This is a genomic window from Micromonospora sp. WMMD708, from assembly GCF_049315245.1.
Classification (GTDB): Bacteria; Actinomycetota; Actinomycetes; order Mycobacteriales; family Micromonosporaceae; genus Micromonospora; species Micromonospora wenchangensis.
The window spans coordinates 3,763,383-3,783,877 of record NZ_CP186060.1; the positions used below are offsets into that span (position 1 = coordinate 3,763,383).

At 73.9% G+C, this 20,495-nt stretch carries 24 protein-coding genes; 8 read left to right on the top strand and 16 right to left on the bottom strand.

Going from position 1 to position 20,495, the window contains the following annotated elements:
- Positions 1-2 precede the first annotated feature (2 nt).
- Positions 3-1,526: an ABC transporter substrate-binding protein gene (locus ACN260_RS16665; RefSeq protein ID WP_422751982.1), complete on the bottom strand. Its 1,524-nt coding sequence runs from the start codon at positions 1,524-1,526 to the stop codon at positions 3-5.
- 191 nt (positions 1,527-1,717) lie between these two features.
- Between ACN260_RS16665 and ACN260_RS16670 the strand changes: the two genes are divergently transcribed.
- Genes ACN260_RS16670 through ACN260_RS16680 form a run of 3 tightly spaced genes read left to right on the top strand, consistent with a single transcriptional unit; the run spans position 1,718 to position 3,779 of the window.
- Positions 1,718-2,455: an enoyl-CoA hydratase/isomerase family protein gene (locus ACN260_RS16670; protein WP_422751983.1), complete on the top strand. Its 738-nt coding sequence runs from the start codon at positions 1,718-1,720 to the stop codon at positions 2,453-2,455.
- The gene (locus ACN260_RS16675; protein ID WP_422751984.1) at positions 2,452-3,270 is read left to right on the top strand and encodes a VOC family protein; all 819 of its coding nucleotides are present in this window, start codon (positions 2,452-2,454) and stop codon (positions 3,268-3,270) included. The genes ACN260_RS16670 and ACN260_RS16675 overlap by 4 nt, the downstream gene beginning before the upstream one ends.
- Complete coding sequence (locus ACN260_RS16680) at positions 3,267-3,779, top strand: flavin reductase family protein (RefSeq protein WP_088642651.1); 513 nt, start codon at positions 3,267-3,269, stop codon at positions 3,777-3,779. Before ACN260_RS16675 ends, ACN260_RS16680 begins: the two co-directional genes overlap by 4 nt.
- A 76-nt stretch (positions 3,780-3,855) precedes the next feature.
- On the opposite strand, the gene ACN260_RS16685 is transcribed toward ACN260_RS16680, so the two are convergent.
- The 5 genes from ACN260_RS16685 to ACN260_RS16705 are packed head-to-tail and all read right to left on the bottom strand — an operon-like array spanning position 3,856 to position 7,796.
- Positions 3,856-4,344: a MaoC family dehydratase gene (locus tag ACN260_RS16685; RefSeq protein WP_422751985.1), complete on the bottom strand. Its 489-nt coding sequence runs from the start codon at positions 4,342-4,344 to the stop codon at positions 3,856-3,858.
- Entirely contained in the window at positions 4,332-5,153 is an 822-nt protein-coding gene (locus ACN260_RS16690; RefSeq protein ID WP_422751986.1) for an enoyl-CoA hydratase/isomerase family protein, read from the bottom strand. The genes ACN260_RS16685 and ACN260_RS16690 overlap by 13 nt, the downstream gene beginning before the upstream one ends.
- A complete protein-coding gene (locus ACN260_RS16695; protein ID WP_204961032.1) occupies positions 5,150-6,106 on the bottom strand; it encodes a zinc-binding dehydrogenase in 957 nt (318 codons plus the stop codon). Before ACN260_RS16695 ends, ACN260_RS16690 begins: the two co-directional genes overlap by 4 nt.
- On the bottom strand, positions 6,103-6,813 hold the full coding sequence (locus ACN260_RS16700) for a nitroreductase family protein (RefSeq protein ID WP_281898312.1): 711 nt from the start codon (positions 6,811-6,813) through the stop codon (positions 6,103-6,105). Before ACN260_RS16700 ends, ACN260_RS16695 begins: the two co-directional genes overlap by 4 nt.
- Complete coding sequence (locus tag ACN260_RS16705; RefSeq protein ID WP_422751987.1) at positions 6,810-7,796, bottom strand: nuclear transport factor 2 family protein; 987 nt, start codon at positions 7,794-7,796, stop codon at positions 6,810-6,812. The genes ACN260_RS16700 and ACN260_RS16705 overlap by 4 nt, the downstream gene beginning before the upstream one ends.
- 122 nt (positions 7,797-7,918) lie before the next feature.
- On the opposite strand from ACN260_RS16705, the gene ACN260_RS16710 reads away from it, so the two are divergent.
- Entirely contained in the window at positions 7,919-9,067 is a 1,149-nt protein-coding gene (locus ACN260_RS16710) for an acyl-CoA dehydrogenase family protein (RefSeq protein ID WP_422751988.1), read from the top strand.
- Between the two features lie 27 nt (positions 9,068-9,094).
- Here ACN260_RS16710 and ACN260_RS16715 read toward each other — a convergent pair whose 3' ends face one another.
- The 4 genes from ACN260_RS16715 to ACN260_RS16730 all read right to left on the bottom strand — a co-directional run bounded on the left by ACN260_RS16715 (position 9,095) and on the right by ACN260_RS16730 (position 12,636).
- A complete protein-coding gene (locus tag ACN260_RS16715; protein WP_088642644.1) occupies positions 9,095-9,730 on the bottom strand; it encodes a TetR/AcrR family transcriptional regulator in 636 nt (211 codons plus the stop codon).
- Positions 9,731-9,887: 157 nt separating this feature from the next.
- Positions 9,888-10,790 carry a hypothetical protein gene (locus tag ACN260_RS16720; RefSeq protein ID WP_422751989.1) on the bottom strand — a complete coding sequence of 301 codons (903 nt, stop codon included), beginning with the start codon at positions 10,788-10,790 and terminating at the stop codon, positions 9,888-9,890.
- A 77-nt stretch (positions 10,791-10,867) separates the two neighbouring features.
- Positions 10,868-11,530, bottom strand: coding sequence for a response regulator (locus ACN260_RS16725; protein WP_422751990.1), 663 nt, complete (start codon positions 11,528-11,530; stop codon positions 10,868-10,870).
- Positions 11,527-12,636 carry a sensor histidine kinase gene (locus ACN260_RS16730; RefSeq protein ID WP_422751991.1) on the bottom strand — a complete coding sequence of 370 codons (1,110 nt, stop codon included), beginning with the start codon at positions 12,634-12,636 and terminating at the stop codon, positions 11,527-11,529. Before ACN260_RS16730 ends, ACN260_RS16725 begins: the two co-directional genes overlap by 4 nt.
- A 217-nt stretch (positions 12,637-12,853) precedes the next feature.
- Between ACN260_RS16730 and ACN260_RS16735 the strand changes: the two genes are divergently transcribed.
- From ACN260_RS16735 to ACN260_RS16750, 4 genes are all read left to right on the top strand, one after another.
- Complete coding sequence (locus ACN260_RS16735; RefSeq protein WP_422751992.1) at positions 12,854-13,291, top strand: DUF6223 family protein; 438 nt, start codon at positions 12,854-12,856, stop codon at positions 13,289-13,291.
- A 38-nt stretch (positions 13,292-13,329) separates the two neighbouring features.
- Positions 13,330-14,382 (top strand): PaaX family transcriptional regulator C-terminal domain-containing protein, encoded by a 1,053-nt coding sequence (locus ACN260_RS16740; protein ID WP_422751993.1) that lies wholly within the window; start codon positions 13,330-13,332, stop codon positions 14,380-14,382.
- 229 nt (positions 14,383-14,611) lie between these two features.
- Positions 14,612-15,856, top strand: a complete 1,245-nt coding sequence (locus tag ACN260_RS16745; protein ID WP_422751994.1) for a cellulose binding domain-containing protein — start codon at positions 14,612-14,614, stop codon at positions 15,854-15,856.
- Between the two features lie 79 nt (positions 15,857-15,935).
- A complete protein-coding gene (locus tag ACN260_RS16750; RefSeq protein ID WP_422751995.1) occupies positions 15,936-16,406 on the top strand; it encodes a hypothetical protein in 471 nt (156 codons plus the stop codon).
- Positions 16,407-16,419: 13 nt separating this feature from the next.
- On the opposite strand, the gene ACN260_RS16755 is transcribed toward ACN260_RS16750, so the two are convergent.
- The 6 genes from ACN260_RS16755 to ACN260_RS16780 are packed head-to-tail and all read right to left on the bottom strand — an operon-like array spanning position 16,420 to position 20,443.
- Complete coding sequence (locus ACN260_RS16755; RefSeq protein ID WP_422751996.1) at positions 16,420-17,202, bottom strand: IclR family transcriptional regulator; 783 nt, start codon at positions 17,200-17,202, stop codon at positions 16,420-16,422.
- A complete protein-coding gene (gene pcaC / locus ACN260_RS16760) occupies positions 17,199-17,579 on the bottom strand; it encodes a 4-carboxymuconolactone decarboxylase (RefSeq protein ID WP_357762353.1) in 381 nt (126 codons plus the stop codon). Before pcaC ends, ACN260_RS16755 begins: the two co-directional genes overlap by 4 nt.
- Positions 17,579-18,352 carry a 3-oxoadipate enol-lactonase gene (gene pcaD / locus ACN260_RS16765; protein ID WP_422751997.1) on the bottom strand — a complete coding sequence of 258 codons (774 nt, stop codon included), beginning with the start codon at positions 18,350-18,352 and terminating at the stop codon, positions 17,579-17,581. The genes pcaC and pcaD overlap by 1 nt, the downstream gene beginning before the upstream one ends.
- 42 nt (positions 18,353-18,394) lie before the next feature.
- Complete coding sequence (gene pcaG, locus ACN260_RS16770; protein WP_422751998.1) at positions 18,395-18,967, bottom strand: protocatechuate 3,4-dioxygenase subunit alpha; 573 nt, start codon at positions 18,965-18,967, stop codon at positions 18,395-18,397.
- The gene (gene pcaH / locus ACN260_RS16775) at positions 18,960-19,703 is read right to left on the bottom strand and encodes a protocatechuate 3,4-dioxygenase subunit beta (RefSeq protein ID WP_422751999.1); all 744 of its coding nucleotides are present in this window, start codon (positions 19,701-19,703) and stop codon (positions 18,960-18,962) included. Before pcaH ends, pcaG begins: the two co-directional genes overlap by 8 nt.
- Positions 19,700-20,443: a CoA-transferase subunit beta gene (locus tag ACN260_RS16780; RefSeq protein WP_422756738.1), complete on the bottom strand. Its 744-nt coding sequence runs from the start codon at positions 20,441-20,443 to the stop codon at positions 19,700-19,702. Before ACN260_RS16780 ends, pcaH begins: the two co-directional genes overlap by 4 nt.
- Between the last annotated feature and the right edge of the window lie 52 nt (positions 20,444-20,495).

The following is a 20,495-nucleotide window of genomic DNA, read 5'->3' on the forward strand; positions in this document are numbered from 1 at the left end:
CGTCAGCGGGTCGCCTTCGTGAAGTCCACGGTGTTCAGCGGGCCGAACACCACGCCGGAGACGCCGGGGCCGGTCGCGTAGTTGAACACCTGCCGGTAGAGCGGCACGTAGCAGTGCTTCTGCACCACGCCGATCGTGTTGAGCTGCTCGTAGATCGGGGCGGCCTGCTGGGCGTCGTTCTGTTCCAGCGCCTGCTGGGCCAGGGTGTCGATCTGCGGGTCGGGGCAGTTGCCGGTGATCGACTTGGTCTTCATGAAGCCGCTGACGAAGTAGTCGGGTACGGCGACGTTCGGCACCCCGGCGAAGATCGACAGGCCGGGCACCTGGCGGCCGACGATCCGCTTGACCAGCGTGCCGTAGTCCAGCGGCACGTAGCTGACCTTGAAGCCGGCCTTCTCCAGGCTGCCCCCGACGGCCTGGGACACCTCTTCGATGTTGGTGTACTGGGCCGCCGGATAGGTGATCTGCACGGTCGGGGTCGCCCCGCCGAGCAGTTCCTTGGCCTTGGCGGGGTCGGCGGTCACGCTCTGCGTCGGCTGCTGACCGGGCTTGACGTTGAGCAGGCCGGCGTCGGCGACCGCCTGGCCGTCGAAGATGCCCTTGACGATGGCGTCGCGGTCGATGGCCAGGGCCGCCGCCTCGCGCAGCTTGGGGTCGTCGAACGGCGCCTTCGTGGAGTCGAGGAAGGCGATGATCTTCATGGCGGTCTCGGTGCTGACCACCTCGACCCCGGCGGCCTTGGCGGCGCTGGCCTGGGCCGGCGGCAGGTCGAAGGAGACGTCCACGCTCTTGCTCTGGATCAGCGCGAGCCGCTGGGCGGCCTCGTTGGCCCAGGTGAAGGTGACGCCCTCGTTGGTCGCCTTGGTGCCCCAGTAGTCGGGGTTGCGCTTGACCGAGATGTCGCGGCCGGCGTTCGCGCCCGACCAGACGTACGGGCCGGTGCCGACGGGTGCGGCGGCGAAGCCCTCCGAGCCCTTCTCCTGGTAGTACTTCGGCGGCACCAGGTAGACGGTGGTGAGCAGGTCGGGGATGTCGTACTGCGGGGTCTTGGTCTTGACCACGACCGTGGTGGCGTCGGGCGCCTCGATCGCGGTGACGTTGCCGAAGTACGACTTGAGCTGCGAGGCCGCGCTGTCGCGGGTGAGCGTGATGGTGTTCGCGACGGCTGCCGCGTCGGCCTTCTCGCCGTTGCTGAAGCTGATGTCGGGCCGGACCTTGAACGTCCAGGTCGTGGCGTCGGTACGGGTCCAGCTGGTGACCAGGCCGGTGTCGGTCGGCGCGAGGTCGCTACCGGTGTTGATCAGGGGTTCGAGCATCGTCGCCCAGACGATCTGGGCGGAGCGCGCGCCGACGATCGGGTCGAGGGTCGCCGGTTGGGCTGCGAGCAGCGCCCGGATGGGCGCGGTGCGGGACGAGCCGGAGTCGTCGGAATCGGAGCCGCCGCACCCGGTGAGGCCGGCGCCCACGACGGCCAGGGCCGCAGCCAGTGCCAGGGAGCGCCGGGAGCGCAGGGATTTCATGATCATCATGGGTGTCCTTCACTGCGATGGACCCGTTCTGTCTCCGCGTGAGGCGGCGGTGACGTTCGCCACAAAGTACCGACCAGCCGGTATCAAGTCAACGGGTCGACCGGGTATCTCGCTCGTGACATTCGCGTGACAAAGGGCCGCCGGCCAGCACCGTTGTGTTCATACCGACCGGTTTGTATGATGCCGCGGTGACCATCACCCTCACCCATGGGCACGACGGCCGCCTCGCCCGGGTCCGCTACGACAACGCGGCGCGCGGCAACTGTTTCGACACCACGACGCTGCACCGGCTCGTCGACACCCTGGAGACCGCCGCCGACGACGGGAACTGCGCGGTCATCCGCCTGGACATGGCCGGGCGGCACTTCTGCGCCGGCTGGGACACCTCCTCCTTCGCCGCGCTGGCCGGGGCCACCCGGGAGGAGGTCGCCGCCGACCTGCGCGCCAGCGACACCACGGTGCAGCGCATCCGCCGGCTCCCGGTGCCCGTCGTCGCGGCCGTCCGGGGACGGGTCATCGGATTCGGCGTCGGCCTGCTCAGCGCCGTACACCTGCCGGTCGCCGCCGAAAACGCCCGGCTGTCCCTGCCGGAGGCGCGCTACGGCTTCGCCCCCGCCGGGGTCGGCCACACCATCGCCCGGTCGGTGCCCCGGCCGCACGCCTACCACCTGCTCACCGGGGTGGCGGAGGCGACCGCCGGGCAACTGCGCGACTGGGGCCTGGTGGCCCGGGTGGTCCCCGACGACGAGCTGGACGCGGCGGTCGACGACCTCGTCGACGCCCTGCTGGCCGTGCCGGGGGCGACCCTGCGGGCAGTGGTCGGCGTCGTCGAGTCGAGCCTGACCACCGGGACCGCCGACCAGGCGTACGACATCTCGGCCCGCACGATCGTCGCGGGCCCGGCGACCAGGGGGGCAACCGGATGAGAACACGATTCCAGCCCGGCGAGGCGGTCTGGGTGGAGCTGTGCACACCCGACCCGGCGCAGGCCGAGACCTTCTACGCCGCACTGCTCGGCTGGACGGTCCGCGCCGAACGCCTCGGCGGCACCACCTACCGGATGTGCAGCATCGACGGGCGGGACGTCGCCGGAATCTCCGACGCCGCCGCCCTGCACGGCGACCGCCCCCGGGGCTGGCTCACCTACTTCGCCGTCGACGACATCACCGCGTCCGCCCGGCAGGCGGTGGCGCTCGGCGGCGAACTGGTCGCGCCGCCACGGTACCTGCCGGCGGCGGGCACCGGCGCGGCGGTGATCGACCCGTTCGGCGCGGCCTTCGGCCTCTACCAGGGTGAGTCGCGCGTCGGCGTCCAGGCGGTCAACTCGGTCGGGGCGCTGTGCTGGAACGAGTTGGACACCGGTGAGCCGGCCGAGGCGGTGGCCTACTACCGCACCCTGTTCGGCTACACCACCCAGCAGCGCGACGACTCGCCGACGGCCCGGCCCTACACCGTGCTGATGCTCGCCGACGTGCCGGTCGCCGGGGTCCTCGAACTCGACAACGCCTGGCCGAACCCCATCCCGTCGACGTGGGTCACCTACTTCGCCGTCGCCTCGCTCGACGACGCGCTGGCCCGGGTGACCGCCCTGGGCGGCAAGCCGACCGTCGGGCCGGTCGACACCCCGCACGGACGGCTGCACCTGGTGAAGGACCCGGGTGGGCACACCCTGTGCCTGATCCAGCTCGACACCGGGCTGCGTCCCGACCACGACTCCTGCGACCCGGCGGTGACCCGATGATGGCCGAGCCCCTGTTCGACTCCGCCGAGTTCCGCCAGGTGTGCGGGCACTTCCCCACCGGCGTGACGGCGGTGACCGCGGTGACCGCCGGGGGCGCTGTCGCCGCGCTGACCGTGAACTCGTTCACCTCGGTCTCGTTGCACCCGGCGAAGGTGCTGTTCTGCGTCACCAGTTTCTCGTCGAGCTTCCCGGTGCTGATGGACGCCGACCGGATCGCCGTGCACATCCTCAGCCAGGACCAGGAGGACGTGGCCCGGCGGTTCGCCACCTCCGGGTTGTCCGGGGAGCAACGGCTCGACGGGGTGTCCTGGGTGCCCGGCCCCGACGGCGTCCCGCTGCTGCCCGACACCCCGGCGATCCTGGCCGGACGACGCGACGAGGTGATCACCAGCGGCGACCACGTGATCGTCCTGATCGACGTCGACCGGGTCCACCTGAAGCCCACCGACGTGCCGGCGCTGTCGTTCTACCGGGGCCGGTTCGTCACGCCGTCGCGGACGACCGAGTGACCACCGCCGCCGGGCCGGGTGACCGCCGGCCCGGCGGCGGCCTAGACCCGGCCGACGCCTGGCGGCGGCTCCCCGCTCAGGCGTAGTAGCGGAACAGGATCTCCGCCACGCAGCAGGGCTGCGACGTGTCGGCGAACTCCACCGCCACCGACGCCTTGGCCTGCACCCCGGGGGTGGCCTGCGGGCCGGGCGCGGTGATCGCGGTGGCCGCGACGAGCGTCGCGGTGCCCTGGATCTCGACCCCGGGCGGCAGCGGCCGGACGAACCGGACCCGGTCGAGGCCGTAGTTGACCCCCATCGAGAAGGTCCGCACCTCCAGGATGTCGGCGAGCAGGCACGGGACGAGGGCCAGGGTGAGGAACCCGTGCACGACGGTGCCACCGAACGGCCCGGACCGGGCCCGTTCGACGTCGACGTGGATCCACTGGTGGTCCCCGGTGACGTCGGCGAACTGGTCGACCTGCCGCTGGGTCACCACCTGCGGCGCACTGACGCCCAACTCCGTGCCGACCAGCCCCAGCAGGTCGGACGGGGTGTCGACGGTGGTCCGTCTCATGGTGCGCATCGGGGGTGCTCCGTTCCGGGTGGTCGGTCCAGGGTGTCGGGTCGGGTCGGTGACCCGGGGGTGCGGCGGTCGGGCGGGGAGGTCGATCCGGCCCGGGTCGCGGCCTGGGCCGTGACGTGCGCGGTGAGGGTCGCCCACTCCCGGTCCCAGTCCGCCTCGGCCACCGACGGGCGGGCGACGGCGAGCATCCGGCGGACCGCCGCCTCGTCGAGGGCCGCGACCGCCCCGGCCAGCGCGTCGACGTGCCCGACGAGCCGGTCGTCGGCGACGGCGGCGCTGACCAGTCCCCGGTGTGCGGACTCCTCGGCCGACCAGGTCTCCCCGGTGAGCAGCAGGCGTCGGGCGAGCGCCGGGCCGACAGCGAGGGGCAGCAGCACGCTGGACCCCCACCCGGGGACCTGACCGGCGGCGAGGTGCCGGTCGCCGATCCGGGCGGTGTCGGCGGCGACCGCGATGTCGCAGCCGAGCAGCAGTTCGAGGCCGCCGCCGAAGGCCGCCCCGTTGACCGCGGCGACGGTGGGCACCGGGGCGGCCCGGAGGGAGCGGACGAGGCGGCGGCCCCGGTCGAGGTGGGCCAGCAGCGCGGGCAGGTCGCCGAGCAGGCCGGTGGCCTCGGCGAGGTCGGCTCCGGCGCAGAAGCTGCGGCCGGTGCCGGTGAGCACCAGCACCCGTACCGCCGGGTCGGCCGCGCCGGCCAGCCACCGTTCGAGACCGGTCAGCACGGTGCTGTCGCAGGCGTTGCCGGACCCGGGCCGGTCGATGCGCGCCCAGAGGGCGGCCCCGCGCCGGGTCAGCACCACGGAGGTCACGTCAGGCTCACGCAGAGCTTGCCGAACGCGGTGCCGGCCAGCATCCGGCCCGCCTGGGTCCGGATGTCGGCGAGGTCGACGACGCTGTCGACGACCGGCCGAATACGGTGGGTGTCGACGAACCCCACCAGCGCCTCGAACTCGTCGAGGGTGCCCATGGTCGCGCCGTGCACGCTGATCTCCCGGGCAAAGAGCCGCGGCAGGTCCAGCTCGGCGGTGAAGCCGCTGGTGCCGCCGCACACCACGATGGTGCCGCCGGCCCGGGTGCAGCGGGTCGAGTGGTCGAAGGTGACCGCGCCGACGGTCTCCACCACGATGTCGGCGAGTTCCGGGGTCCGCGCGCCGACGTCCAGGGCGACGGCCGCGCCGAGGGCGAGGGCCCGTTCCCGTTTGGCCGCCGACCGGGAGGTGACCATGACAGTGGCGCCGGCGGCCACGGCGAGGCTGATCGCGGCGGTCGCCACCCCGCCGCCCGCGCCCTGCACCAGCACGGTCCGCCCGGGACCGACCGCCGCCCGGGTGAACAGCATCCGGTACGCGGTGAGCCAGGCGGTCGGGAGGCTGGCGGCCTCGGCCCAGCTCAGTCCGGCGGGCTTGGCGACGAGGTGGGCCGCCGGGACGACGATCCGTTCGGCGAGCACGCCGTGGCCGGCGTCGGGCAGCAGGGTGGCGTGCGGGACGGTCCGGCCGTCCGGCGCGGTGGGCAGCACCGGGTAGACGATCACCTCGCGGCCTGCGGCGACGCCGGCCGCGTCGCTGCCGATGACCCGGGGCCCGTCGTGCCCGGTGGTGCCGATGCCGCGCAGCGTCCACAGGTCGTGCATGTTCAGCGCACCGGCCCGGACGTCGACCTCCACCCAGCCCGGTGGCGTCTGCGGGACGGCGAGGTCGCCGACGAGCAGCGCGCCCACCGGGTCGGCGGCGCTCGGGGTGCGGACGTGGGCGGCTCTCACCGGGTCGCCGATCCGGCCGGCTCGGTGGGCCCGTTCCAGAACGCCACGTCGGCGAGGTCGGCGCGGGCGGCGGGGCGGAAGTCCAGGCCCCGGGTGTAGGCGACCGGGACGAGGGTGACCGGTCGCCAGTCGTCGGGCAGGCCGAGCACCTCGCGTACCCGGGTGGCCCGGTGGGCCAGGGCGGTGGCCAGCACCGAGCCGAGGCCCCGGGAGCGCAGGGCGAGCTGGAACGACCAGGCGAACGGGAAGATCGACCCGTAGTAGCCGGAGGCGGTGCCGCCGACGGGCCGTTGCGGAACCGGTTTGGTGCTGCACAGCACGACCAGGACGGGCACCTGCGCCAGGTGGTCGACGAGGTGCTTGACGGCGGCGAGGACCCGCTGCTGGCGGGCCTGGGCCTGCGGGTCGGCCCGGACGCCGGGTGACAACCGGGTGGTGGTGGCCGCCTCGCCGTCGGCCAGCGGGCGGGCGACGGTGGCGTGCCAGATCTCGGTGTACAGGGTGGATAGCTTCCGCTTGAGTGCCGGGTCGTCGACCGCGACGATCCGCCAGTCCTCCAGGTTGGAGCCCATCGGTGCCTGCTGGGCGAGGCGCAGGCACTCCTCGACGACGGCGCGGCCGACGGGCCGGTCGAAGTCCAGCCGGTGGCGCACCGCGCGGGTGGTGGTCAGCACCTCGTCGATGTCGGTGATCACTGCGCCGGTCATCGGTGGTCCTCTCCGGGGCGGTCGACGGGTGCGCCGCCCATCAGGTCGGTGACGTGCAGGGTGTCGCAGTACTCGCGGACCTCGGTGATGCCGCCGGGTCGGACGTCGACGATCCAGAGGTAGCGGTTCTGGTAGCGGGCGTCGTCGCCGAGGACGGCGTGTCCGTGGGCCTCGACGGCGACCAGGGTGTCGTCGACGATCCACCGGTCGGCGGTGACCGCGATCCCGGCCGACCGGTAGGTCCCGCCGGCCAGCCGGGCCCGCATAGCGGCGAGTTTCCCGCTCATCGCGACCCGGCCGTGCAGTGGGCCGTTGGCGTCGAGGTCGCCCCGGCCGTGGTGCCGGCCGAGGTCGCGGCGGCGGCCGGAGTCGGTCCACCAGGTGGCGTCGGCGGTGAAGAGCGCGCCGAACGTGTCGAGGTCGCCCCGGGCGAGGGCCGGCCACATCGCCAGCGCGGTCGCCAGCGCCGGGGGCGCATCGGCCGGGTCGGGCGGGTCGCGGTGCGGGGGGTCGTCGAGGCTGCTGCGGGGTACGGGGGCGTCGTCGCCCACCACGTGCTGCGCGTGGGCGGTGTCGAGGTACTCCCGCACGGCGACGATCGCACCCGCCCGGTCCACGTCGACGACGAAGCCGTAGCGGTTGGCGTACTCGCGTCCGCTGGCGTGGACGCCGTACCCCTCGACCTCGATGACGCAGGTGTCGTCCCCGGCGACGATCCGGCGGGGGATCTGCCGGCAGCCGGTGGGGAACGCGTGCGGGCCGAGGGACCGCATCAGCGCCAGCTTGTCGTCCATCCGCATGAGGCCGTGCAGGGGGAAGCGGCCACTGCCGTGCGGCGCGAGGGCCGGGTCGCCGCCGCGACGGTCCGGACCGGTGTCCACCCACCAGGTCGCGTCGGCGGCGCACAACCGGGCGAGGCCACCGAGGCTGCCCCGGTCGAGCGCGGAGACGAAGTCCATGCCTGCCCGGACCGCGCGGGTCATCCGGCCTCCCACATTCCGACTGGTGGGTATCTAACACCTCCGGCCCGGACAACTCAAGGGGTGCCCGACATTCCGACCGAATGGTATTTTGCTGGCCGGCGGTTCTGACGAGGGGGTCTGTGGTGTTCGAGGCGTACCGGTTGCCCGAGGAGCACGACGCGGTCCGCGAGGCGGTCCGTGAGGTCTGTGCCGCCAAGGTGGCCCCGCACGCGGCCGAGGCCGACGAGACGGGGGAGTTCCCCACGTTCTCGTACGACGCCCTGCGGGCCGCCGACTTCCACGCCCCGCACATCCCCGTCGAGTACGGCGGCGCGGGCGCGGACGCCCTGGCCACTGCGATCGTCATCGAGGAGGTGGCGCGGGCGTGTGCCTCGTCGTCGCTGATCCCGGCGGTGAACAAACTGGGCACGATGCCCCTGCTGTTGGCGGGGTCGGAGGAGTTGAAGCGGCGTTATCTGACGCCGGTGGCGGCGGGTGAGGCGATGTTCTCGTACTGCCTGTCCGAGCCCGAGGCCGGCAGCGACGCGGCCTCCATGACCACCCGGGCCGTCCGTGACGGTGATCACTGGATCCTCAACGGCGTGAAGCGGTGGATCACCAACGCCGGCGTCTCGGAGTACTACACGGTCTTCGCGGTGACCGACCCGGCCGCCCGGTCCCGGGGCATCTCCGCGTTCGTGGTCGAGAAGTCCGACCCCGGGGTCAGCTTCGGCGCACCCGAGAAGAAACTCGGCATCAAGGGCTCCCCCACCCGCGAGGTCTACCTCGACAACGTCCGCATCCCCGCCGACCGCATCATCGGCGCCGAGGGCACCGGCTTCGCCACCGCGATGAAGACCCTCGACCACACCCGGGTCACCATCGCCGCCCAGGCCGTCGGCATCGCCCAGGGCGCCCTGGACTACGCCAGGGGCTACGTGCAGGAACGCCGGCAGTTCGGCAAACCGGTCGCCGAGTTCCAAGGCATCCAGTTCATGCTCGCCGACATGGGCATGAAACTCGAAGCCGCCCGCCAACTCACCTACACCGCCGCCGCAAAGTCCGAACGCGGCGACACCGACCTCACCTACTTCGGTGCGGCGGCCAAGTGTTTCGCCTCCGACGCCGCCATGGAGATCACCACCGACGCCGTGCAGTTGCTCGGCGGCTATGGCTACACCCGCGACTACCCCGTCGAACGGATGATGCGCGACGCCAAGATCACCCAGATCTACGAAGGCACCAACCAGGTCCAACGCATCGTCATGGCCCGCCAACTCCTCAAGGACTGACGGGCGGGTCGAGGGCCCCGGCGGGATTCAGGCGGTCAGGCCCTCCAGCACCATCGCGCTGAACTGGCGGGCCACCTCGTCGACGCTGAGCGGTCCGCCGACGTTGAGCCACTGGTAGGCCCAGGCGCACATGCCGACCAGCCCGAAGGTGGCGATGCGCGGGTCGACGTCCGCGCGGAACGCCCCCCGGGCGACCCCGTCGGCGATCATCCCGGCGAACGCCGCCTCCACCAGACCCCGCTTGCGGGTCACCTCGGCGAACAGGTCACCGGAGAGGTACCGCCGCTCCTGGTAGAAGATCGTCACGTGGGCCCGGTACTCGGCCACGCTGGTGAGGCTGAACCGGATCAGCTCGCGTACCCGTACGGTCGGGTCGTCGCTGTCGGTCTCGATCTTCTGGATGGCGGCGAGTTGCGCCTCCAGGTACTCCTCCTGGATGTGCCGCAGCAGGTCGTCCTTGCTGGCGAAATGGTGGTAGAAGGCACCCTTGGTGAGCTGCGCCTGGTCGGCGATCTCCTGCACCGAGGTGCGGTCGAAGCCCCGTTGCTCGATCAGCCCCAACGCACTCGTGATCAACGAGTTGCGGGTGTTCTCCGGGTCGTACCCGTCGGGCCAGCGTTGCCGGCGTCGGGTCGACTCCGGGCGGGACGTCGCACGCGCCATCAATGGCCTCCCTGTCCGCGATACAGCCAGACAATGCTACCGTCCGGTCGGAAGGAAACGAAGGGAGCCACCCCGATCGATCCGCCCGAGAAGTGTCGCGCACCCTCCATCTGGGGGTAAGCCCTCACCGCGACACCTGTCGTACGCGGCTACGGGCTCAGCGCCGGGTGTCGCCCGACCGACCCGGCCCGGCGGTGCGGTGGCCGACGCGCGGCGCGCGTACCACCGGGGAGGTCGCCGCTCCGGGGCGGAACTGCCGGGCCGCGCCCGCGACCAGCTCGTCCGGGTCGTCGGTGAGCGCCTGCCGCAGGTGCGCCGGGACGAGTTCCGACGTCGCCACCGCCATCCGCACCTGCGCCGACCGGTCCTCCACCAGCGGACGCAGGTCGGCCTCGTCGAGCGCGACGGCGGACACCAGCGCGGCGCGGACGTCCGGCACCGGGTCCCCGGCGAGCGCGCGACGGTGCTCGGCGGTGGTCCGCGGATTGCGGGCCAACCCCTTGCGTACCCGGGCCGTGCGGTCGGCCAGCAGCGTGGTCATCACGTCCGGGTCGTGGGTGTGGGCGGCGAGGCGTTCCCGTACCTCGGGTGAGACGTCGTCGACCAGCCGCACGGCCAGCTCCGGCTCCAGGTCACGCGACTCGGCGAGCAGGCCCCGCAGTTCCTTGTCGGCGGTCTGCGCCATCGCCCGGCGGACCGACGCGTCGCAGGCCGGGTTGCCGGCCACCGCCCAGCGGACCCACCGGTCGACGTCCCTGACCAGGCGCAGCAGGTTGGCGATCGAGGTGGCGGGATTGCGCGCCACGGCCTCCCGTACGTCGCGGTCACGGTCGCGGGTGAGCGGGCGCAACGCCTGGGCGGGCGCGTCGGCCCGGCTGGCGACCGCCCGGCGGACCACCGGCGACGGGTCGGCGGCCAGGTCGATCAGGGTCAGGTGGGTGGTGCCCGGGTCCTGCGCGAGACGGAGCCGGGCGTCGACGTCGCCGTCCATCGTCGCGGGCGGGCGGGCACCCGCCCCGGCGTCGCGGTCCGGCCGGTCGACGTCCTGCTGCTTCCCCATGGGCGTCATCATGTCACGGGCCGCCCGGGCCGCCGCAGGGCCGACCGACGGTGCGAACCGTACGGATCGCCGGGCGCTCACCCGCCGCCGGGAGTGACCAGGCCGGACTCGTAGGCGACGATCACGAGCTGGGCGCGGTCACGGGCATGGAGCTTGACCATCGCCCGGTTGATGTGGGTCTTCGCGGTCGACGGACTGATCACCAGCCGGGCGGCGATCTGGGTGGTGGACAGGCCCTGCGCGACCAGGGCGACCGTCTCGCGCTCCCGACCGGTCAGCCCCGCCAGGGCGACGTCGGCGGCGACCCGGGGGCGCGCGGAGACGTACCTGTCGATGAGCCGGCGGGTGATCGACGGCGCGAGCAGGGCGTCACCACGGGCGGCCACCCGCACGGCGTGCAGGAGGTCCTCCGGCACGATGTCCTTGACCAGGAACCCGGCCGCCCCGGCACGCAGCGCGTCGACGACGTACTCGTCCAGGCCGTAGTTGGTCAGGATGACGACGCGCACCCCGGCCAGGGTCGGGTCCCCTGCGATACGCCGGGTGGTCTCGATGCCGTCCATGACCGGCATCTGGATGTCGAGCAGCGCGATGTCCGGCCGGTGCCGTCTGGCCAGCGCCAGCGCCGCGACGCCGTCGGCGGCCTCCCCCACCACCTCGATGTCGTCCTCGATGTCGAGCAACGCACGGAAGCCGCTGCGCAGCAGCGGCTGGTCGTCGACGAGGAGCACCCGGATCACGGGGTGCCGTCGGTGGGGAGTTCGGCGTGGACGGTGAAACCGCCGTCACGGCGCGGGCCGACGTGTAGCCGACCACCGAGGGCGGCCACCCGTTCGCGCATGCCGAGCAGTCCGACGCCGGGGGTGGGCACGCCGGCCGGGAGGGCACTGCCGTCGTCGTCGACCCGGATGGCGAGCGCGTCGCGCCGGTAGTCGATCCGGATCGACGCGGTGGTGGCGGCGGCGTGCCGGGTGACGTTGGTGAGCGACTCCTGGACGATCCGGTACGCCGTCGCACCGACCGCCGCCGGAACGTCGTGCCGGTCACCCGCGATGGTCAGGGTCGTGTCCAGACCCGCCGCGCGGGCCCGACGCACCAGCTCCGGAACGTGGTCGAGGCCGGGCGGGGTGCTCTCCCCGTCGTCCCGGAGCGCCTCCAGGGTCGCCCGCAGCTCCCGGGTCGCCTCCCGGCCGGCCGCCCGGATCGCCAGCAGCGCCTCCGGCACGTCCTCACCGCGCCGGTGGGCCAGATGCACGGCCACCTCGGCCTGCACGGTGATGACCGAGATCTGGTGGGTGAGCGAGTCGTGCAGCTCGCGGGCGATGTGCAGCCGTTCCTCGTCGGCCCGCCGCCGCGCCGTCTCCTCCCGGGTCCGCTCGGCCTCGTCCGCCCGCCGCTCGGCCTGCCGCAGCGCCTCACCCGCCGCGCCGGCGGCGACCAGCCAGGCCAGTTCGAGCACACCCCGGGCCCGGGTGAGCGCCGCACCCAGGGCCAGTTCCTGCGGCGGGCCGAGGGCCACCAGGGGCAGTGCCACCAGCACCGTCACCGCCGCCACCACCGTGGCCGTGCGGTGTCCCGCCCGGACGGCGGCGTACACCGCGAACAGGAAGGCGACGGCGGGCACGTCGAGGCCGACCGCCCGGCAGCCCACCGCGCACCCGCCGGTGCCGACGAGCACGGCGACCGGGGCGTGCCGGCGGGCGGCGAGCGCCAGACCGCCGGCCGCCAGCAGGGCGTAGCCGACCGGACCGGGCCCCGGATCCCCGGCCGCCCCGGCGACCAGCAGCACCACCGCCACCCCGCCGGCGATCGCCCCGTCGCGGACACCGCAGCGTGCTGTGCTCATGGGCGCACCCTAACCGGCTGCCACCGGACGGCGACTCCTGCCGACGGACGACCGGCGGCTACCACGGACGCGGTAGGCGTACCGCGTCGGCGGTGCCCGGGTACGCCAGCGCGGCAGTGCGCACTGTCCACGTTCGCCGGACGACCGCCGCCGCGCCCGCCGCCATGATCGGGGAGACCGGCGCGTGGGGGCACGCGCCGCGGACAGGAGGAGCATCATGCGTCCAGCAGGCATTTCCCGGTCGTCCCGACTGGGGTCGACGGTGGTCGCCGCCGTCGTTCTCGGCGCGACGGGGTTCGCCGCCCCGGCCTCGGCGCACCTGTCGGCGCAGCGGGACGCGGTCGGTGTCACCACCATGAGCGTCGGGCGGCTCGGGGCGACGGCCGCCGTACTGCTGGGGCTGGCCGGGCTGGTCGTCGGAGGGTTGGCGCTGCGCCGGCCGACCGGTCGGATCGGTGTCGGGCGGCGCGGCGGCGTGCTGGCCCTGACGGCGGGGGTGGTCGGGACGGCCGTGGGTGCTCTGGTGGTGGCGAATGCGGACGGTGGCGTCGGCACCGGCAACGGGCGCGGCGGCGGCTACGTCGCCCTGGTGGTGGGGCTGCTCGCCGCCGGGCTGGGTGCGCTGGCGCTGGCCCGTCGACGCCGGGTCGGGTGAGCCGGCCGGGCCGGTGGTCGCGCGCGGGGATGGACGGGGTGGTCGACATCGACCGACCGACCCTCGGCAGCGCCTGTGCGGGCGGGTCGGTCAGCGGCACCGGCCGTACGGTGGTGCGACAATCTGACGGGGTGACCGCCGAACAGCCCGTGCACGATGTCCGCACCCCCCGGGCCCCGCTCGGGTCGAGCCCGCAGCACCTGCTGGCCACCCTGCTCGGCGAGTACCTCGACTCGACGGACGCCGACCTGCCGTCGGCGGCGGTCGTCGCGATGCTGCGGGAGTTCGGGGTCACCGAGCCCAGCGCCCGCGCCGCGCTGTCCCGGCTGGTCAAGCGGGGGCTCATCGCCACCCGGGGCGACACCCGGCCGCCGGTCTACCACCTCACGCCCGCGGCGATCGCCAGGCACCGCTCCCGGATGCGGCACTTCCTGACCTTCGGCGCGCAGCCGCCGCACTGGACCGGCGACTGGGTGCTGGTCTCCTTCTCGGTCCCCGGCTCCGGTCGGGCGTCCCGGCACGCGGTACGCCGGGCGTTGACCGCCCACGGCTTCGTGGGCCTCTACGACAGCGTGTGGATCAGGCCGGGTGTCGACGCCGCGCCGGTCCGGGCGGACCTTTCGGCGCTGCTGCACCCCGTCGCGGGGGCCCGCTGGTCGGTTCTGCACGTCCGGTTCGACGAGGAGGCCGGACCGCACGGCCCGGCCGCCGCGTACGACCTGAGCGGGCTGGCCGCCGGCTACGCGGCGTTCGTCGCGCGGTTCGCGCCGGTGCGGGCGGCGGCCCGTCGGGGCACTGTCGATCCGGCCACCGCGCTGGTGGCTCGGACCTCCGCGATGGACTCCTGGCGTCGGTTCGCCGACACCGACCCGGATCTGCCCGCGCACCTGCTGCCGCAGCCCTGGCCCCGTGGTCGGGCCCGGGAGACCTTCCTCGACGTCCACTCCCGGCTCGGCGTGCTCGCCCGGACCCGGCTGGTCGAGGTGACCGCCCCGCACTGGCCGGACGCCGCCCGGTGGATCACCCACTTCGACGCCCCGGACGACCCCGCCCGGCCGGAACCGGAACGCGGCCCGCGTGGCACCGGCTGACCGTTGCCGCTCGGGCCACGCACCCGGCCCGCCAGGCGGGCAACACATTGACACTTTTCGTTACCCCGGTGATAGTAACTGCATACCGCGACCGCCTGTGGGGACTGCGGCCGGGCGGCCGACGCGTCCACGTCGGCCCGCCCCGTCGCCGGTGCTGGCCACCCTGGTCGGGCCCGGCGGCAGACCCGCCACCGCAGGGGTGCCACCGCCGACACCCGCAGGAGGGTGCATGCCAAGGAGATCGAAGCTCTACGCGGGCCTGACCGCCGCGCTCGTGCCGGCAGCCGCCGTGCTGATGGCCCTCGGCGCGACGCCGGCCGACGCCGCAGTGGGCGGATCGGGGCCCTACCCCGCCGACTACGAAACCTCGTCCAGCCTGCCCAACCACACCATCTTCCGGCCCCAGACGCTGCCGACCGAGCGCCTGCCGATCCTCGTGTGGGGCAACGGCGGCTGCTCGGCCAACGGCCTCTCCCAGGGCAACTTCCTGCGCGAGATCGCCTCGCACGGCTTCCTGGCCATCGCCAACGGCGGGCCGAACGCCTCCGGCTCCACCAACTCGCAGATGCTCACCCAGTCCATCGACTGGGCGGTGGCCGAGAACTCCCGCCAGGGCAGCAAGTACTACAACCGGATCGACACCGGCAAGGTCGCCGTCGCCGGCTTCTCCTGCGGTGGCCTGGAGGCGTACGCCGTCTCCAACGACCCCCGGGTGACCACCACCGGCATCTTCAGCAGCGGCCTGCTCAACGACGCCGACGACTACCAGCTCCGGCGGCTCACCAAGCCGATCGCCTACTTCGTCGGCGGGCCCAGCGACATCGCGTACCCCAACGCCATGGACGACTGGGGCAAGCTGCCCGCCGGGCTGCCCGCCTTCATGGGCAACCTGAACGTCGGGCACGGCGGCACCTACGACCAGCCCAACGGCGGCGAGTTCGGCCGGGTGGCGGTGCTCTACCTCAAGTGGCGGCTCAAGGGCGACACCACCGCCGGCACCAACTTCGTCGGCGCGAACTGCGGGCTGTGCCGCACCCAGTGGACCGTCCAGCAGAAGAACCTGACGCTCGACGGCCCGCCACCCACCACCCCACCGCCGACCACTCCCCCGCCCACGACCCCACCGCCGACCACCCCGCCGCCGACGACTCCCCCGCCCACCACTCCCCCGCCCGGTGGGGCCGGCTGCACCGCCGTCTACGCCGTGCAGGACCAGTGGAACGGCGGGTTCGTCGCCAACGTCAGCGTCACCGCCGGATCCGCCGCGCTCACCGGCTGGCGGGTCACCCTGACCCTGCCGGGCGGGGCGGCGGTCAGTTCGGTGTGGAACGGCGTCGCCACCGGCACCAGCGGCACCATCACCGTCACCAACCAGAGCTACAACGGACGGCTCGGTGCCGGGCAGAGCACCAGCTTCGGGTTCCAGGGCACCGGAAACGGCACCGGAGCCACCGCCACCTGCACGGGAAGCTGACCGCCGCGCGGGCGGGTCACGCAGTGCGGCGGGTCGGTACCGGGTACCGGCCCGCCACACCGTGTTCTAGGGTGCCGGCATGACCAGCGCACCCCGGGAGGCGGAGAACCGCATCGGGCCGCTCGGCGCGCTGCTCTGCCGGCTGATCTTCGTGGCCATCTGCCTGCCCGGCCCGGTCCTGCTCGCCGCCGACGTGACCGGCGACCTGCCGGTGTCGTCCGGGGAGCGCTGGGGTCTGGTCGCCGGCGGGGTGTTCACCACGATCGTCGGGGTCGGCTTCGGTGTCTTCGGCTGGCGGGTGGTCGACCGGTCCCGTGCCGATGCACGCCGGCTCGACGCCACCGGGGTCGCCGCCACCGCCGAGATCCTCACCGTGGCGCACCACCTCGGTGGGGAGAGCCCGGAACTCGACCTGCACCTGCGGATCAGCGGGCCCGGCTTCGCCCCCTTCGAGGCGGACACGGTCCGGCCCGACGACCCGGGACTCGTGCCCGGCCGGCTGCTGACCGCCGTCGTGGACCCGGCGAGCCGGCTCTACCGGGTCCAGTGAGGACGCCGGGCCCTCACGCGCCGCGCAGATCCTCCTCGATCCGCCTGGCGGTGGCCAGCAGCGGCGGCAGCAACTCGCGCCGGATCAGCTCGAACGACCCCCGCGAGGCGTGCGCGGACAGGTTCACCGCCGCCACCACCGACCCGTGCGGGCCGTGGATCGGCGCGGCCAGCGACCGTAACCCCTCCTCCAGTTCCTGGTCGACGATCGCGTACCCCTGGGCGGCGATCTTCGTCAGGACAGCGCGCAGCTTCGCCGGATCGGTGACGGTGCGCCGGGTCAACGGTTGCAGCCGCGCGGTGGCGAGGTAGTCGTCCAACCGGTCCGCCGGTTGCGCGGCGAGCAGCACCCGCCCCATCGACGTGGCGTACGCGGGGAACCGGGTGCCGACGCTGATCCCCACCGTCATGATCCGTCGGGTGGGCACCCGGGCGACGTAGACCACCTCGTCGCCGTCGAGCACCGACACCGAGCACGACTCGTGGACCTGCGCGACCAGCGCCTCCATGTGCGGTTGGGCGATCTCGGGCAGGCCCAGGCCGGACAGGTAGGCGTAGCCGAGGGCGAGGATCCGCGCCCGCAGCGAGAACAGCCGGCCGTCGGTGTGCACGTAGCCCAGCTCGACCAGGGTGAGCAGGAACCGGCGGGCCGCGGCCCGGGTCAGCCCGGTGCGGCGGGCCACGTCGCTCAGGGTGAGCTGCGGGTGCTCGGCGTCGAACGCCCGGATCACCGCGAGCCCGCGCTCCAGCGACTGCACGAACTCCGGTGACCGTGCCGCCTGGCCGCCCACCCTCACCCCGCCTCCCGCCGCAGTGCCTCCCGGGCCACCGTGAACGCCCGGTTCGCCGCCGGTACGCCAGCGTAGACGCCGACCTGGAGCAGGACCTCCGCCACCTCCTGTTCGGTCAGCCCGTTGCCCAGCGCGGCCCGCACGTGCATCGCCAGTTCCTCCTCGTGGCGCAGGGCGGCGAGCACCGCGAGGGTGACGCAGCTGCGGGTACGCCGGTCGAGGCCGGGCCGGGTCCACACCTCGCCCCAGGCGTAGCGGGTGATGAAGTCCTGGAAGTCGGCGGTGAACGCGTCGGTGCCGGCGACCGCGCGGTCGACGTGCGCGTCGCCGAGCACCTGCCGGCGTACCGTCATGCCGGCCTCGTGCCGTTCCCGGTCGTCCATCAGCCACCCGCCTGGTCGAAGTGTTCCCGCAGGAGCCGGCCCACCGGCCCGGGTCGCTCGACGTTGGCCAGGTGGGCCGCCGCGTCGAGGACGACCAGCCGGGCCCCGGGGACCAGGTCGGCGATCTCCCGGGCGTGCCCGACGGGGATCGCCGGGTCGTCCGCACCGGCGACGACAAGCGTCGGCACACCGACCCGGCCCAGTTCGGGGCGCAGGTCCAGGGCGGCGATCGCCTCGCAGCAGGCCGCGTAGCCGGCCGGGGAGGTCGCGGTCAGCATCGCCCGGTAACCGGCCACCAGATCCGGGTTGGCGGCGGCGAAGGCCGGGGTGAACCAGCGGGCCACCACCGTGTCGGCGATCGCCGGCAGGCCGGCGGCGCGGACCGTGGCCGCCCGGTCCCGCCACGGGCCGGGCGGGTCGAGCCGGGCCGAGGTGCACAGCAGGGCGAGCCGGCGCACCCGGTCGGGCGCGTGGGCGGCGAGCCACATGCCGACCATGCCGCCCAGGGACAGCCCCGCGTAGTGGACCCACGGCACGTCGAGGTGGTCCAGCGTCCGCAGCACCTCCCGGCCCAGCAGATCCACCGTGTACGGCCCGGCCGGCGTCGCCGAGCGGCCGTGGCCCAGGTGGTCGTAGCGGATCACCCGGAACCGTTCGGCGAGCGCCGCGACCTGGGGTTCCCACATCGCACCGGTGGTGCCGAGGGAACCGCCGAGCAGCAGCACCGGCGCGGTGGGTGGGCCGTCGACGGTGAGGTGCAGCCGGAGGGTCACGACGCCGCCCTCCGGGCGGCGGACAGGCCGGAGAGCAGGCCGTCAGACGGCGAAGAAGACGGTCTCACGGTCGCCCTGCAGGTGGATGTCGAAGCGGAACCCGTCCGGCGCGGCGCCGGCCAGCAGCGTGCCCCGGCGGTCGGCCTCCACGCTGTTCAGCACCGGGTCGACGGCGTTGGCCGCCGGTTCGTCGGGGAAGTAGAGCCGGGTCACCAGGCGGTGCAGCAGTCCCCGGCCGAGCACCGACAGGGTCAGGTGCGGGGCCTCGGTGCCGCCGTCCGGGTCGGGCAGTGGCCCCGGTCGGACCGTCAGCAGCCGGTAGCACCCCTGGTCGTCGGTCTCGCTGCGCCCGAACCCCCGGAACCCCGCGAGCCGGGGCGGCCGGGCCCCGCGCGGGTCGTCGGGGTGGTCGAACCGGCCGTCCGGGTCGGCCTGCCAGCTTTCCACCAGCGCGTCGACCACGGGTTCGCCGGTGCCGTCGACGATCCGGCCCCGGATCCAGAATGCGCCGGGGGTGCCCTCGGGGACGACGTACGGGCCGTCGGGCCAGTGCAGGCCGATGCTCAGGTACGGCCCGACGGTCTGCGCCGGGGTGACGCCCAGCCGGTCACCCATCGTCGTCCCCGTCCTCGAAGGGGGTGCCCTCGCGGCCCCGCAGCACGATGTCGAAGGCGTAGGCCAGCGCCCACTCGGGCTGCGTGGCGGTGTGGTCGTAGCGGGCGACCAGGCGTTGCCGGGCCATCGGGTCGCGCACCGAGTGCAGCACCGGGTCCTGGAAGAACAGCGGGTCGCCGGGGAAGTACATCTGGGTCACCAGCCGCTGGGTGAACGCCCGGCCGAACAGGGAGAAGTGGATGTGCGCCGGCCGCCAGGCGTTGTCGTGGTTGCGCCAGGGGTAGGCACCCGGTTGCACGGTGACGAACCGGTACCGCCCCTGGTCGTCGGTGAGCGTGCGGCCCACCCCGTCGAAGTGCGGGTCGATCGGGGCCGGCCAGGTGTCGCGGGCGTGACGGTAGCGCCCGGCGGCGTTGGCCTGCCAGATCTCGACGAGCGTACGCGGCACCGGCCGGCCGTCGCCGTCGCGGATGCGGCCGTGCACGATGATCCGCTGCCCCTGTGGTGGCCCGTCGTGCTGGCGGGTCAGGTCGTGGTCGAGGTCGCCGAGGCGTCCCTCACCCAGCAGCGGCCCGGTGATCTCGGTCAGCCGCTGCGGCAGGTGGGTCAGCGGTTGCCGGGGGGCCCGCGTCACGGTCGACCGGTAGCCGGGGCTGAACAGCGGCGGGTGGGCGTCGACGTCGTCACGCCGGTACGCCGGCAGCACCAGCCGGCGTCCGGTGGTGTCCTCGGTCATGGTCGGCTCCCCTCGGCCGTCGCCCGTAGCGCGCGCAGCACCGCCAACTCGTCTGCCGTGGGCGGGTCGTTCGTGGTCAGCGGCTCGGCGACGGCGAGGTCCCAGCCGGTGGCGGCCCGCGCCTGCTCCCGGGTCACGCCGGGGTGCAGCCGGGTCAGGGTCAGCTCGCAGCTGACCGGGTCGGGTTCCAGGACGCCGAGGTCGGTGATCACCAGTCGGGGGCCGCCGCCGCGCAGGCCGAGCCGTTCCCGGTCACCCGGGCCCGTGCCGTAGCCGACCGAGGTGACGAAGTCGACCCGCGCGGTGAAGGTGCGCGGGTTCTGCCGGACGATCACCACGACCTCGCGGCAGGAGGCGGCGATCTCCGGTGCCCCGCCCGCGCCGGGCAGCCGGACGGCCGGGGTCGCGTAGTCGTCGCCGACGACCGTGGTGTTGAGGTTGCCGTAGCGGTCGAGCTGGGCCGCGCCGAGGAAGCCGACGTCGATCCGGCCGGGCTGGAGCCAGTAGTTGAACACCTCGGGCACCGACACGACCGCGTCGGCCGTGTCGGCGAGGACGCCGTCGCCGATGGACAACGGCAACCGGTCGGGTTTCGCGCCGAGGCAGCCGGACTCGTAGACGAGCACCAGGTTCGGGGCGTGGGTGGCGCGGGCGAGGTTCGCCGCGGTGCTGGGCAGCCCGATCCCGACGAAGCAGGCGACGCCGTCGCGGAGCTGCCGGGCGGCGGCGACGGTCATCATCTCGTCGGCGGTCCATCCGGCCGGGGCGGTCACGTCGGGCCCCCCGGGGCGG

What these genes read in the sequence shown, in the direction of transcription:
- ACN260_RS16665 (WP_422751982.1), bottom strand. Translation starts at nt 1,526, where the DNA reads ATGATCATGAAATCCCTGCGCTCCCGGCGCTCCCTGGCACTGGCTGCG.
- ACN260_RS16675 (WP_422751984.1), top strand. Translation starts at nt 2,452, where the DNA reads ATGAGAACACGATTCCAGCCCGGCGAGGCGGTCTGGGTGGAGCTGTGC.
- ACN260_RS16680 (WP_088642651.1), top strand. Translation starts at nt 3,267, where the DNA reads ATGATGGCCGAGCCCCTGTTCGACTCCGCCGAGTTCCGCCAGGTGTGC.
- ACN260_RS16685 (WP_422751985.1), bottom strand. Translation starts at nt 4,344, where the DNA reads ATGCGCACCATGAGACGGACCACCGTCGACACCCCGTCCGACCTGCTG.
- ACN260_RS16700 (WP_281898312.1), bottom strand. Translation starts at nt 6,813, where the DNA reads ATGACCGGCGCAGTGATCACCGACATCGACGAGGTGCTGACCACCACC.
- ACN260_RS16705 (WP_422751987.1), bottom strand. Translation starts at nt 7,796, where the DNA reads ATGACCCGCGCGGTCCGGGCAGGCATGGACTTCGTCTCCGCGCTCGAC.
- ACN260_RS16715 (WP_088642644.1), bottom strand. Translation starts at nt 9,730, where the DNA reads ATGGCGCGTGCGACGTCCCGCCCGGAGTCGACCCGACGCCGGCAACGC.
- ACN260_RS16720 (WP_422751989.1), bottom strand. Translation starts at nt 10,790, where the DNA reads ATGGGGAAGCAGCAGGACGTCGACCGGCCGGACCGCGACGCCGGGGCG.
- ACN260_RS16730 (WP_422751991.1), bottom strand. Translation starts at nt 12,636, where the DNA reads ATGAGCACAGCACGCTGCGGTGTCCGCGACGGGGCGATCGCCGGCGGG.
- ACN260_RS16735 (WP_422751992.1), top strand. Translation starts at nt 12,854, where the DNA reads ATGCGTCCAGCAGGCATTTCCCGGTCGTCCCGACTGGGGTCGACGGTG.
- ACN260_RS16745 (WP_422751994.1), top strand. Translation starts at nt 14,612, where the DNA reads ATGCCAAGGAGATCGAAGCTCTACGCGGGCCTGACCGCCGCGCTCGTG.
- ACN260_RS16750 (WP_422751995.1), top strand. Translation starts at nt 15,936, where the DNA reads ATGACCAGCGCACCCCGGGAGGCGGAGAACCGCATCGGGCCGCTCGGC.
- pcaC (WP_357762353.1), bottom strand. Translation starts at nt 17,579, where the DNA reads ATGGACGACCGGGAACGGCACGAGGCCGGCATGACGGTACGCCGGCAG.
- pcaG (WP_422751998.1), bottom strand. Translation starts at nt 18,967, where the DNA reads ATGGGTGACCGGCTGGGCGTCACCCCGGCGCAGACCGTCGGGCCGTAC.
- pcaH (WP_422751999.1), bottom strand. Translation starts at nt 19,703, where the DNA reads ATGACCGAGGACACCACCGGACGCCGGCTGGTGCTGCCGGCGTACCGG.
- ACN260_RS16780 (WP_422756738.1), bottom strand. Translation starts at nt 20,443, where the DNA reads ATGATGACCGTCGCCGCCGCCCGGCAGCTCCGCGACGGCGTCGCCTGC.